The sequence below is a fragment of the Haloleucobacter albus genome, assembly GCF_052492075.1.
On record NZ_JBQWAS010000006.1, the window covers coordinates 1 to 12,289 of the forward strand.

Sequence of the window (12,289 nt, forward strand, 5' to 3'; positions counted from 1 at the left end):
CAACACCAACGCCACGTTCCGTGAGCAGCTTCACCGCCTCGGTTTTGAACTCACGGCTATAGGTCCGTCTTGTCATTTTCTGCTCTCCGCTTCAAGGACACGATCTTATCGAGGTGTCCACCAAACCGGCAGCAGCTCAACATGCCGTGTTCGGGCATGGCGAAGACCTGCACCTCGACATCGGCGGTCTTGTAAAGAATGGGTTTGGTGCGGGGCCGTTTCGCCAGCGAGAAGAACGGCCGCTCCATCAGGTCGCGCTGATCACGCGGCGGGGCATCGCCCGTTGCGACCACGAAAGGATCGAGGCGGCTGCGTTCGCTGGCTTCGTTCAGCCGGATGGGCCTGTCATTATCCAGCATTCAGTGCTCGCCCCGTTCTTCGGGGGTGAGCGGACGCGCGGGAAAGACCGTCCCGGCATCCTTGTCGCGCGTGGATTTGCGCGCGCCCATGGCGGTCCAGTCCTGCAAGTCCTCAACGGTGTAGAGGACGCGGCCGCCGACCTTGCGATAGGTCGGCCCGGTGCCATAGGTGCGATGTTTCTCAAGGGTTCGGATGGAAATGCCGAGAAAGCGCGCGGCTTCCTGGGTGCGCAACAGGCGCGGCGGCATTCCCGCAAGCGGGTTTGGCATGGATCACCTCCAGTCGGGATGGCTGCCGGGGGCGGCAGCGGACTGTGGCGAACCATGGAGAGAGACCGGCGGCGCGTAGCGTGCCGCATTTGCGGGGTGGCGTTGGCGGCACCCCAACTAAGTGGGTGGAGTTCTTCTGTGATGTTTGGGCGCGATGCGCCACCCGGTATGGAGTCGCAGTGTGGCGATTACTTCGGTGCGGGCGTTTTCTTTAAGAGATCGCCCGGCTCCATCTCAAGCGCATCGGCAATCTGGCCAAGAACCGTGACACTGGCAGACACGTCGCCGCGCTCAATGGCTCCGACATAACGCATACTCAAGCCCGCCCGGTCGGCAAGTTCTTCTTGCGTCAACTGTTTGTCATGACGTGCCAGACGCAGATTCCTCGCCATGATCTCTTTGAGATCCATGGTGCGAGGGGAACCAGCATAGGAACGATCCTTCTAGGAATGATCGTTCCTATTCGTATCGGAGCGTGTTATTGTTTACGTTTGCGGGACTTGCTTCGATGAGTCCGCGTTCCTGATGAATAGGACAAGGTTCAATGCTTGGGCGACCGCCGCTCGACCCCGATGTGGACGATGAAGCGCCAACCGACGATACCATAACCGCCTATGACGAACGGCATTTTGTGACCTATCTGCGGCTTCTGGATGCAAAGGCCGAGGGCGCGGATTGGCAGGAAGTCGCTCGAATCGTGCTGCATCGTGATCCGGTTGCTGAGGAACAGCGGACCTATCGCTGCTGGCAAAGCCACCTCGAACGCGCGCAATGGCTATCGCGCGAGGGGTATCGGAAGATTTTGGAACAGGCTGGTGTGAAGCGAGTCTAAATCATTGATTGCTCTGTCGCCGCCAAGACCGGACGGCGTTACCTGTTTCATTCACAGGTTCAGCATCGCGCCAACGATCCCAAAAATCAACCGTTGCGCTGTTCGGCTTGAATCTTGGTTCCGCAACCACCACTCGTGTCGGCAAAAGGCTTGCGTCACCAACGACTAACGCCTCACCAATGTCAAGAACGGGCAAAAGGTCGCCAAAACCTCCAAGGCTGTCGGGCAGCAGCCGCTTAATGACGGACTGGTCATCCCCATTCGTCAGCCGCATGGCAATTACGTTGTTGCACTGGCTGAGAACAGTCCGATTAACCTCTGACGGCCGTTGACTAATAACAACCAATCCAACTCCGTATTTTCGACCTTCCTTGGCGATACGCTCAAAAATTCCAACCGAAACCTCATCCGCTGAATCTGACGACGCACGTTCAGGAATATACAAATGCGCCTCATCGCAAAAAAGAGCGATTGGATGTCGATTCTCAGGCGCGGTCCATTGGCTCACAGTAAAAATCAGGCGAGCTATCAGGCTAACCATAAGCGGCAGAATATCGGACGGAACTTCTGAGAAGTTAATGATCTTAATGCCACCTTTTTGGTCCTGTTGTGATCCGCGACCGCCAATTAAAAAATGTGTGACATCCGACAACCAAGTCATATCCATACATGCCGTCGGCGGTTGGAAGATGAACCCAAGGCGCCTATCATTTCTCTTGGCTTCGAACCGAGCAATCAACCGACTCAACTTATCAAAGTATGGTCCTTGCTTTTCTCGATTATTCGCTCCTGGAACCATTTGTTCATTTAAGTTGGCGAGTTCCTGATGGACACCATCAATGTCAAATGGCACCGGACTGTCTATAGTGAAGTTTGCCAGAATGTCTGCATGGTGCACGGGATCAAGCATCGCCCGCTTTGCATCAGTGACGCACCGCGTCATCAACATCGCTTGATTTGGCGCATTTTGATCGGAGCGATCTACAAATAGTGAAACCAGTGCCTCATACCCGAGCAGCCAGAACGGCAAGTGCAGCACGCCATCCGCGAGACCTCTATCTTGCCCGATATCACCAGGCCCCGCTATTCGCAGATGCCGAAACTCATCGCTATCCAAGGTCTGATATTCGCCGTGGATATCAAACAGGATAACATTGGCCTGCGGAAGTTCGGCAATTTGATCGAGAAGGCGGGCAGTTGTGAAGGATTTTCCACTTCCTGTACTGCCCACGACGATGGCATGGCGTTGAAACAGGCGGTTGCCGTTCAGCAATGCCCGCGCATCTTCGTCCAGAGCATACCGACCAAGGTCAAGCTGCGGGCCATCGCCTGCAACCTGTGAGATAACCTGCATGAAATCCGTAAGGCGCTGGCCTTCTAGTGAAAAGCAATCGGCATCAATCTCAGGAACAGTTTCAAGCGTTCGTTTGAACACGTTCTCCCTGAGACCTTCCTTGTCTACGAGTGTCCCGATCAAGGCGATGCGAACAAGATTGTTTTCGGGTAGTACAGCCTCCGGGTCTACTTCAGCACCTTCAACGGCAACCTCGTCTCCCGCCTTTCGTGTGATGCGCGATACGATTCCAATCAAATGCTGCCCGGCTTTGGAGCTTCTTAGCGCCGTCAGCCTGTTCACTTGGATTCTTTTCAGGCGCTCCAACTCGTCCACTCGGACTGTTACGGTCGCGGTATCAACGGCGATAATTTTGCCCAGGCTTTCCTCATCCTGGAAGTCAAGAATGCTCATTCCTCGCCCCTAATACCCAATAAGTTCAAGTAGTGCTGGTAGCTCCCAGTAGCTTTCACCTTCAATAACAACACCGCTGGGGTGTTCGAAGTTATATATCATGGTTCCGTTCTCATGATTTTCGAGTGCAAGATAGTGCCGCCCGGCGTTGTTTTGCAAAAAGTCTTTCGCCTCGGGAGTCAGCGTTCGCGCTGCCACGAGAATCGGTGTGTCATGCACACGGCAGCGCGTCATAAGTTTCGGGTGAATGTGACTGTCGCGGAAACCGTAGCCAATGCAGATAAACGCACCGGCGGCGTTTAGAACGCGATCAGCGCCCTGTATGGCACTTCGAAAAGGCTCATCGTGGGTTCGCTGGTATTTGCTTACCCCTGGCGTAACAATAAGCGGTACAAGCCCATCAGGAAGTTCACTGGTCATTGGAAGCGACATCACACCGCCATGAGGGTCAGAGAACCAATCTAGCGAGCCGTGAACCTTCCAAACCGTGACGGTCCGTGCCAGGTTGTTTCCTTGCTTAAAGATCAGATTTTCTGCGCCATCTGCGCGCCGCACATATCCAGGAAGAAAACCCGTGTTATGAATGTATCCACCTGTATCAGCGGCATATTCAACAACTCGATCATAATTGGTGGTGACAACATGAATGTTGCGATTGGTGCTGCGGAATAGTCCTGCGAACAGTGATCGCAGTGGGAAATCTATATTCTCTGTGATTGCCGACTTTAACAGGCTGTAATCATCCTGAGCAATAAAGTACCACGTGGATCGAACAATCTTCACTACCAGTGAAGCGGGCAAGGCTCTCCCTTCCAGCGCCGCTTCCAGGTGGTCGCCTGCCGCGAGCGCCGTTCGAACCAATGTCCAAGCATCAACCTCTGCTTCATCAGCAGGTTGCACGTTTTCACGGAGCCAGTTCGCTAAGTCGCCCATGCCGCGAATACCGTGGGGAATAGATGCACCACTGCCAAGAACAATGACAGGGTTCTTTTGTGCGCAGCCTTGGCATTGCTTTGCGAGGTCTTCGAGTTCCATTTCTGTTAAAGTCTTTATGTTTGGCGCATCGGTACGTCGAGCGATGTTGGCACAATACAGGACGGCCTGCAATTAAGTGATTGAATGTTCTGCTTGTCGCATCAAGGCTCCTCACAGCGTTCCGGCACTTTGCACCTTGATCGGATAGTGCAGCAGCAGGCGATAGCCGCCGCGCATCATCTTGGTGCCGTGTGCGACCAAGCGGCGGGCTTTGTTCTTGCGTGGGTCCACCTCAAAATCCTCCTTGGTGCCGCGAAACCCAAGCAAGCCTTCGGCGATGGTCCGGTAGCTTTCGCCACGCTGTCGGGCGTCGAGTGTGCGCAGTGACAGGATATGCCATTGTCGGAGCTGGTCGGGCAGTATGCGAAAATCAGGACCGGGCTTGCGGCCGTTCAAGGATCGCCAGAAGCGACGGGCGGCATGGGCACGCAGTTCCAGGAACGTATCCATTGCAGGGTGACAACATAGAACGCGGCTGCGTTCGGCGTCTCGTCGGGCAGCCAGAATTGATGCGTGACGCCATCCATCTGCCAGATGCCGTGCCAGCCATCGGCGGCGTGGTGGAGGTCAAGGCCGTCGAGATGCGCCAGTGTGATGACGGGTTGTGCGTCGCGTCCCTCGTGATCGGAGGGCGACAACATCACGGCCTGCGGTTGGAGGTCAGGACTCCAGATCGGTGATTGTCGGTCAGGTGGGGCATCCGGGTCGCATGGGAAATCGCAAGCCCCAGCGATCCGCGAAGGCTTCCAGCGCGGGGCTGCCAGACCGCCGGGTTATCGCAACGGCCTGATAGTCGCGCCGATAATCGTCATTCCGGCGCAGATATTCCCAGGCGAAACCGGCGGCGGGGATGTGCTTCGCATGTCGGTATGCCGCCGGTGAACGCCAGTCGATGCCCGTAAGCATGGCGTCACCTCTCCAATCGGGGCGGATGGAACGCGCCCCGATTGGAGATTGTGAAAGGTTGGAAGGGCCGAGAAAAGTCGCTGAAATCAGATAGATTGATCGTCTAAGTCGATCATACATCGTTACTTCTTCCTTAACACTATTCTAGCGGTTCCGCCAGATGCCTGCCCACATCTCTGTGGGCAAGCAGCACCCTTTCACTAGCTGGAAAACACATGCACCTCGTCATATCCGGTCTCGACGGTGAAAAACTCGCCGTTCAGTTCGGCGTCACGGGCCATCGTCTTCCAGTTGATGTAATAGCGCAAGGCCTCGGGGATGGTGATGCAGTCGGATGTCAGCTCTTCCATATAGTCGGCAAGGCTGGTGAACTGGCCATGATAGCAATCCCGCAAGGCGGTTTCGGCCTGTTCGATGTCATCGTCTAGCTCCGCCAGCACGCCAGCCCCAAGCGCGCCATGTTCGGCGATGAATGCGGCCATGCGCGCGACATTCTCGATCCCGGAATATTCGTGGATGGTGATGCCTTCGAAGCCTTCATAATCATGAATGGCGTATTCTTCGGCGTCCTCGATGGGGGACCGAGCCAACATTGCGGCAATCTCGTCCCGGATCGCACCGGCATCCTGATCGGCGTCGATCCATGCGCCATGTAGATAGCCATTATTATAGGCCGCCAGGCAAGCAACATAGATGCGGGGGCTGGTATCGGATTGATTGGTCATGTCTCTGGTCCTCGGGTCTGAAGGTCAGCGAAGCGGAACGCCGCGCCTGACCTTCTGGCCGTCGCCGAGACTGGGGTAGCAACTAGCAAGGGCGACCGGAGTGGAGGGGGATCACCCGGCCTGCACAAGCCACTTGGGGCGCGGAAGGCTGGGGTACCCACCCCGGATGGTTCCACTTCCCTTGCTGGCGCGAGGGCGAAGCCCTTAGAAATCTAGGGAGGGAAACGTGTGGCGATAGCCGCTTCATTTATTTTGCGAGGCCCAGCAGATTGCGGTGCGCTTGGCTGCGCTTGGATGGCGAGCAGGTCGCCGAAAACGGAACTGGCTGCGCAAGCGTCCGGCAGGGCGTAGTAAGGCGCTATGGTAGCGCCTGCGATGGCGTGGGCGAGTTGGCTTTCCTCCAAATGTTGTCAATATGTTCTTGATACTTGACACCGGTTTTGCTCTAACAGGAGAAATTCCAAAGCAGGAGGAATGGCATGTCGGGACTGAAGCCTGCTAAGCCCATTATACGGAAATCAGTGGAGCTGTTCGCAGGCGCAGGCGGTCTTGGCATCGGCTTGGCGGACGCAGGATTCATCCCCCAAATGGTCGTCGAGTATGACCGCTGGTGTTGCGATACGCTGCGCGACAATCATCCTGTTTCGGATGAAGCGGAACAAGTCGCCGAACACCCTTGGAACGTCGTAGAGGGTGATGTTCGCTTGGTTGATTTTCGGGAGTATGAGGGCAAGCTCGACCTGATAAGCGGTGGTCCGCCGTGTCAGCCATTTTCCTTGGGCGGGAGACACCGGGCGTATGACGATGCGCGGGATATGTTCCCTCAAGCGGTTCGTGCGGTTCGAGAGACACGTCCCCGAGCCTTCATATTCGAAAATGTGAAAGGACTGACTCGGGCATCCTTTTTGCCCTATTTTGAATATATTAAGCTGCAAATGGAGCATCCCGAAATGGTCGCGCGGGACGGTGAACCATGGGAAGACCACCTTCGCCGTCTTGAACAGCATCACACATCGACGAAGCGCCCCGACCTGCACTATCAAGTGGTTACCAAGTTACTCAACTCGGCAAACTATGGGGTGCCGCAGCGTCGAGAACGTGTGCTATTCGTGGGTTTCCGCGATGATATTGACGCCCGCTGGTCGTTTGGTTCCGGTGAACATACCCAAGAGGCATTGGTTTGGGATCAGGCCTTTGGCGACTATTGGGATCGGCATCAGATCGCCAAGAAGGCACGTATACTAGAAGGGCGTGCTTTGCAGATATCGAAGCGGCTTTCGAAAGATGAAAAGCCTGCGACCCTTCCTTGGAGGACCACACGTGACGCCATCGGAGACCTCCCTGACCCGGAGAAGCGGGTAACCGCCAATTCTATCGCAGATCATAAGTTTCAGCCCAATGCTCGGACATATCCGGGTCATACCGGCAGTTACCTTGATGAACCTTCAAAAACACTGAAGGCTGGCGTCCATGGGGTTCCAGGCGGCGAAAACATGTTGCGACGGGCCGATGGGTCAGTGCGGTATTTCACGGTTCGTGAGGGCGCGCGAATTCAGACATTCCCTGACGGATACAAGTTCCATGGCGCATGGTCTGAGTGTATGAGGCAGCTTGGCAATGCCGTGCCTGCGGAACTCGCCCGTGTTGTGGGCGAGAGCGTCGCGTTGCGCTTGGATGAAGCCGAGGCGGCTTGATGGCGCGTAGACCTGAACTGCAAACGGCGGACGAGACGGCCGCCCGGCTCGATCAATTTGCCGAGGTAATCCGCAATGCGGAAATGACCGCACCGTCTCGAAAGAGGGTGTTGGCTGCCATTGCGGAAATGAAGGGCAGCCTTGAGCAACTTGAAAGGGATGTCGATCCGGTTCGGCTACCCGATGCCTTCTTCGACCCTGCCGAACCGCGTTTGATCGGGCATTTTGTGGCCCTGGCATTGATATCTCAAGACCGTGTGCGCCTCGACGCAATTGAACCATTTTACGGGGCTGGCGTCTATGCAATCTACTACACGGGTCCAGAGGAAATTTACCGGCCGATTTCGGGGACCGAGACGCCCATTTATGTTGGCAAGGCCGATCCTCCAGTTGGGGCCACATCTGTAGTGCAGCAGGAAACCAAGCTCTACGGACGGCTGAACGAACATCGCAAAAACATCGATAAGGTCGCCGGGATCGAATTGACAGATTTTGAGTGCCGTGCCTTGGCGGTTCAAAGTGGGTATCAGGCCGCTGCGGAAAGCCATCTCATCAACTTATTCTGGCCAATCTGGAACAATGAGACGAAGATTCTCTTTGGCCTGGGGAAGCACGGCGACGCTGCTACTACGCGAGCGAACAACAAGTCTCCTTGGGACACAATCCATCCTGGCCGCGCGTGGGCAGTTGGAAATCCGGAAGCAAAAACCCGAGAGGGTATTATCAAGGAGGTCGCTGAACACTTCCGTATTACAAAAGTTTTCGAAGAGACCGGAGATGTGTTTGCCGCATTCGCTGAAAGCATTCGTCGTGCCGACCGAATTGACGCAATAGTAGAAGATGGGAGCGACGCGGATCGCTCAGAATGACGGCACCGCTAACACCACGGGTTCTCTATAAAGATTGCAGTACCCTATACCCTATGGTGCCAATGCAACTACTATTTATCATGCGTCATTTTGGAGGGCTATAGCGTAGGTGTAGTTCTCGGTTTCGCTGTCTTCGGCCCGTCACGCACCGCCGATTGCCGCCGAAAATAGCCTATGTGCCGTCGTTTCTCACCGTTATGCTTGCCAGTGAGAACCGCGAATAACTGAACAGAAATTTCCGCAACGAAAGTCAGGGTCTTTGTCGGCAATTACATCAGCCTTGACGTTACCGAAGGTGGTATCCGGCTTATGTTTGATCCCGTCGTAAAATGCCTGAATAATGTCCTCCTTGAACTGCGGTGTTCTTGGGAAGGCCGAAACAACGGCCTTGCGAATAGAGTCAGGATACTGGTCATAAGTTAGGCCAAGTACGTCCATTTCCACCCCGGCTGTAGTTAGCGCGATAACGGGGTGCATGAACTCTGGCACGCCTGGCGTGGTATGCAGCGCGATGCCTGTCCAGACTTTCTCGATGTCCGAGGCATCCACGTTATAGCTCTGAAGAAAATCACGGGCTGCGTTAGCGCCATCGACTTCAAAGCGAAGATTATCACTGCTGTGAGAGGGCATAAGGCCAATGTCGTGGAACATCGTGGCGGCATAAAGCAGCTCGGGATTGAAAGTGAGACCACGCTGTTGACCAGCGAGAGCGCCGAAAAAAAACACGCGACTGGAATGGTTGAACAAGAGGTCGCTTACAGTATCGCGGGCAAATTCCGTGATGGCATGGCAAAGGGCACTGTCGGGAATTGTTATCCCATTGACGCTTGCAGGGTGAAAAGTATCCGTCATGATCTGTGCTCCTAGCGAGATAGGGCGCTCGACGATCCATACAGCGACGGATGCGAAGTATCACCCTTTGTGTGGCGTCTTTGGTTATCGCGACATGATTGATTGGCGGCAATCTCCACGACCATGGATTTTCTGCCAGACTGGCCGTATATCCTGCCTGGCAGCCGTTCATGGGGACTGGCTGAGAAGGCAAGGTGTGGATTATGCCGACAAGAGACGTGGCAGTGGTCATCCACGAAGGGGTTCAATGCCTCGACGTTGCAGGCCCCTTGGATGTTTTCGCCGAAGCAAATCGCTTCCTGGGTAAAGACGATGGTTATCGCTGCCTGATCCTGGCCGAGATGACGGCACTCGTCCGGGCCTCCAATGGGATGTCTTTGGCCGCGCATCTTGGCTTTGAAGAAGCATCCAGAGCTTTTCACACTGTTCTCGTCGCCGGGGGGCCGGGCTTGCCGGAACGCGCACCTGATGAGGCGATGTCGATTTGGCTGCGCGATTGGGCTGTCAGAGCAGAGCGATATGGCTCAATCTGCACTGGGGCATTCGCTCTTGGGCATGCCGGGTTACTTGACGGGCGGCTTGTCACGACCCATTGGCAGAACGCTGAGAGACTTGCGGATAGATTTCCTGCTGCTCGTGTTGAGCATGACCGCATTTTTGCTCGTGACGGTCGCCTTGTAACTTCAGCAGGTGTAACCGCTGGTATCGACCTTGCATTGGCGCTCGTTAGAGAGGACCACGGCTGGCAGGTAGCCCTTGCTTGTGCAAAGCGCTTGGTGGTGGTGGCACAGCGTCAAGGAGGGCAGTCCCAATTCAGCCCGTTCCTATTGCCATCCAGCGATCCAATGACGCCACTCGGCAAAGTCCAAGCCTATGTTATGGACAATTTGAACGAGGCATTCCCTGTAGATCGCCTCGCTGCCATCGCCGGAACGAGTACGCGCACCCTGGCACGGCTTTTTGTGAAAGAGCTTGGGATCACGCCGCACGATTTCATCGAAAGTATCCGCCTCGACCAAGCGCGCAACCTACTTGAAGCTACCGCTCTGGCGCTCAAAGCAGTGGCATTCGATTGTGGTTTTGGTACCCCGGAACAAATGCGCGCCGTCTTCCAGCGCCGCTTGGGATTAAGTCCACTGCGCTATCGTGAGAACTTCCAGCAAGCGGCACTACCGGCAGACTATAGCGATGAGAATTTGTCGTAAGGAAAATATGCAGCGCACACCTTTAAAGGGGGGGCTGGCCGCCCCAACGAGCATGAGGCCGACGCATCACCTCGGCCTATCCCGCGACAGGCGGGTTAAGCCGCGCAAAGCCTTCCTGCCGCCGGTAAGGAAAGTGCGGATACCCTGACACTGGCGCTGGATTGCGCAACGCCAAGGGCAACTGCCGCGTGTCGAAATTTCAGATATTCGGCGACGGCTGATGTTTGGATCAGCTTTTCTGCCTATTGCAGCGAAACGCCGTCCAAGTGCTGCAACTTGTCCGGGTTTCGAGTGATATAGATGGCGACCACCTTTTCCTGGTCGATCTGCAAGGCTGTAGTCTGAACGATCCCGTCTTTCTCGACCGTGACAAAACCGGGAAGCCCGTTGATCAAGGCAAAACGGACCAGTAGCGATGGCGTTACACTGAACTCCAGTGCAAGTTGCTCGTGACGTGCCATCACCTCGTCTATGCCAATCAGCGGACGTGACGAAGCGGGCACTTTGCCTCCGCCATCGGCGCTGGCGATTACATCCTGCGCGAGAAGTGAGTGCAGTGTTTTCATATCCCCACTACGTGATGCGGTGTAGAAGGCGGTCGCGATCTCCAGCCCATGCTCTTTCGTCACTGAGAAGCGGGGACGCGCCGCCTCGATATGGTTGCGAGCACGGCTTGCCAGCTTGCGGCAGGCAGCCGTTTCGCGGTCTATGACATTTGCAACGTCGTCGAACCCCATGCCAAAGACATCGTGGAGCAGGAATGCCGCGCGCTCCAACGGAGAAAGGCGCTCCAAGGCGATCATCAGCGGGAGCGTGATATCATCAATGGAATCCGGTTCCTCGGTATTGATGATGGGTTCGGGCAGCGATGGGCCGACATAAGTCTCACGTCTCCGGCGCGCGGATTTCAGCTCGTTTAGGCAAAGCCGGGCGACAATGGTGTGCAGGAACGCCGCTGGCTGGCGCACGACATCTTGGTCAGTGGCCAGCCAACGCAGGTAGGCATCCTGGACGATATCTTCTGCATCCGCCACTGAGCCAAGCATCCGGTAAGCCAAACGAACAAGCTGAGGCCGGACTTCGGAAAAGGTTGGATCGGACTGAATATCATTCATCGTGCCAATACCCTGTCGGAGTTTCCTATGCTGCGTGTACAGTATCGACCTTGTAGAGACTTGGTGCGACGGATTTTGCGAGGCCTGCGAATTGCTTGAGCTGCTCCTGTGTCTCGGGCTTTTTCATGAAGCCCTCGAAATCTTCCTTGGTCGCCCATTGCGCATAGTTCACAACCTTCATGCCATCGAGGCTGCTGTGAATGCAGACCGAGATGAAGCCAGGCTGATGTCGGATGGTGCTTTCCGTCGAGGCCGCGAGGACTTCAGCCAATTCGGCCTGCTTCTCGGGATCGACCTCATAGACATTGATCAGGGTCAGGCACTTCGCCTTTGGGTCGATTGTTGCGGTATTTGCGTTGGCCATCGTCGTCTCCTTTGAAATGTGACTACTAAAAGGATGACAAGGCAGGCTCTCCAGATGTGACATCGCTGCGCGAAAAATCTTACTGAGGAGAGGCGTAAGCTCCGCGCATGGAACAAAATCAATCATTTTGGAGGGCTATGGCGTAAGTGTAGTTCTCGGTTTCGCCGTCTTCGGCCCGCCACCTACCTTTCTCACACCCAAACATTCTTTCTCAAAAGCGTTGAAAACGCTGGTTTTCTGCGCCATTATCGTTCTCTCTTTGTTCCATTCGTTCTCATCCAAGCTCACGTATTTCCGGGCATCAACCGGGCATCGG

Annotated in this window: 16 protein-coding genes and 1 pseudogene; 4 read left to right on the forward strand and 13 right to left on the reverse strand. The window is 55.4% G+C overall.

What is annotated here, in order from left to right; translation table 11 throughout:
• Positions 1-140: 140 nt before the first annotated feature.
• The 3 genes and pseudogenes from ACT6QH_RS00135 to ACT6QH_RS00145 form a co-directional block, all read right to left on the reverse strand.
• A pseudogene (locus ACT6QH_RS00135) lies at positions 141-359 on the reverse strand (replication initiator protein A); the annotation flags it as partial.
• Positions 360-629, reverse strand: coding sequence for a helix-turn-helix transcriptional regulator (locus ACT6QH_RS00140; RefSeq protein WP_444972808.1), 270 nt, complete (start codon positions 627-629; stop codon positions 360-362). It abuts the pseudogene before it with no gap.
• Positions 630-817: 188 nt separating this feature from the next.
• The gene (locus ACT6QH_RS00145; RefSeq protein ID WP_444972809.1) at positions 818-1,039 is read right to left on the reverse strand and encodes a helix-turn-helix domain-containing protein; all 222 of its coding nucleotides are present in this window, start codon (positions 1,037-1,039) and stop codon (positions 818-820) included.
• Positions 1,040-1,173: 134 nt separating this feature from the next.
• Here ACT6QH_RS00145 and ACT6QH_RS00150 point away from each other — a divergent pair, with 134 nt between their 5' ends.
• The gene (locus tag ACT6QH_RS00150) at positions 1,174-1,461 is read left to right on the forward strand and encodes a DNA -binding domain-containing protein (RefSeq protein WP_444972810.1); all 288 of its coding nucleotides are present in this window, start codon (positions 1,174-1,176) and stop codon (positions 1,459-1,461) included.
• A 1-nt stretch (position 1,462) separates the two neighbouring features.
• Here the strand turns inward: ACT6QH_RS00150 and ACT6QH_RS00155 are convergent, their stop codons facing one another.
• The 6 genes from ACT6QH_RS00155 to ACT6QH_RS00180 form a co-directional block, all read right to left on the reverse strand.
• Positions 1,463-3,208: an ATP-binding protein gene (locus ACT6QH_RS00155; RefSeq protein WP_444972811.1), complete on the reverse strand. Its 1,746-nt coding sequence runs from the start codon at positions 3,206-3,208 to the stop codon at positions 1,463-1,465.
• A gap of 9 nt (positions 3,209-3,217) precedes the next feature.
• On the reverse strand, positions 3,218-4,243 hold the full coding sequence (locus tag ACT6QH_RS00160) for an SIR2 family protein (protein ID WP_444972812.1): 1,026 nt from the start codon (positions 4,241-4,243) through the stop codon (positions 3,218-3,220).
• 111 nt (positions 4,244-4,354) lie between these two features.
• On the reverse strand, positions 4,355-4,639 hold the full coding sequence (locus tag ACT6QH_RS00165; RefSeq protein WP_444972813.1) for a DUF2285 domain-containing protein: 285 nt from the start codon (positions 4,637-4,639) through the stop codon (positions 4,355-4,357).
• Complete coding sequence (locus ACT6QH_RS00170; RefSeq protein ID WP_444972814.1) at positions 4,636-4,884, reverse strand: hypothetical protein; 249 nt, start codon at positions 4,882-4,884, stop codon at positions 4,636-4,638. Before ACT6QH_RS00170 ends, ACT6QH_RS00165 begins: the two co-directional genes overlap by 4 nt.
• A 46-nt stretch (positions 4,885-4,930) precedes the next feature.
• Positions 4,931-5,149 (reverse strand): transcriptional regulator domain-containing protein, encoded by a 219-nt coding sequence (locus ACT6QH_RS00175; RefSeq protein ID WP_444972815.1) that lies wholly within the window; start codon positions 5,147-5,149, stop codon positions 4,931-4,933.
• Positions 5,150-5,349: 200 nt separating this feature from the next.
• On the reverse strand, positions 5,350-5,874 hold the full coding sequence (locus ACT6QH_RS00180) for an antirestriction protein ArdA (protein WP_444972816.1): 525 nt from the start codon (positions 5,872-5,874) through the stop codon (positions 5,350-5,352).
• Between the two features lie 479 nt (positions 5,875-6,353).
• Here ACT6QH_RS00180 and ACT6QH_RS00185 point away from each other — a divergent pair, with 479 nt between their 5' ends.
• Entirely contained in the window at positions 6,354-7,568 is a 1,215-nt protein-coding gene (locus ACT6QH_RS00185; protein WP_444972817.1) for a DNA cytosine methyltransferase, read from the forward strand.
• The gene (locus ACT6QH_RS00190; RefSeq protein ID WP_444972818.1) at positions 7,568-8,437 is read left to right on the forward strand and encodes an Eco29kI family restriction endonuclease; all 870 of its coding nucleotides are present in this window, start codon (positions 7,568-7,570) and stop codon (positions 8,435-8,437) included. Before ACT6QH_RS00185 ends, ACT6QH_RS00190 begins: the two co-directional genes overlap by 1 nt.
• A 195-nt stretch (positions 8,438-8,632) precedes the next feature.
• Here ACT6QH_RS00190 and ACT6QH_RS00195 read toward each other — a convergent pair whose 3' ends face one another.
• A complete protein-coding gene (locus ACT6QH_RS00195; protein ID WP_444972819.1) occupies positions 8,633-9,289 on the reverse strand; it encodes an HD domain-containing protein in 657 nt (218 codons plus the stop codon).
• Positions 9,290-9,507: 218 nt separating this feature from the next.
• Here ACT6QH_RS00195 and ACT6QH_RS00200 point away from each other — a divergent pair, with 218 nt between their 5' ends.
• The gene (locus ACT6QH_RS00200; protein ID WP_444972820.1) at positions 9,508-10,494 is read left to right on the forward strand and encodes a GlxA family transcriptional regulator; all 987 of its coding nucleotides are present in this window, start codon (positions 9,508-9,510) and stop codon (positions 10,492-10,494) included.
• Positions 10,495-10,736: 242 nt separating this feature from the next.
• Here the strand turns inward: ACT6QH_RS00200 and ACT6QH_RS00205 are convergent, their stop codons facing one another.
• The 3 genes from ACT6QH_RS00205 to ACT6QH_RS00215 form a co-directional block, all read right to left on the reverse strand.
• Positions 10,737-11,609: a sigma-70 family RNA polymerase sigma factor gene (locus tag ACT6QH_RS00205; RefSeq protein WP_444972821.1), complete on the reverse strand. Its 873-nt coding sequence runs from the start codon at positions 11,607-11,609 to the stop codon at positions 10,737-10,739.
• A gap of 25 nt (positions 11,610-11,634) precedes the next feature.
• A complete protein-coding gene (locus ACT6QH_RS00210) occupies positions 11,635-11,973 on the reverse strand; it encodes an antibiotic biosynthesis monooxygenase family protein (RefSeq protein WP_444972822.1) in 339 nt (112 codons plus the stop codon).
• A 135-nt stretch (positions 11,974-12,108) separates the two neighbouring features.
• Positions 12,109-12,289, reverse strand: a 181-nt coding sequence (locus tag ACT6QH_RS00215) for a hypothetical protein (RefSeq protein ID WP_444972823.1), incomplete at its 5' end; no start/stop codon positions are given.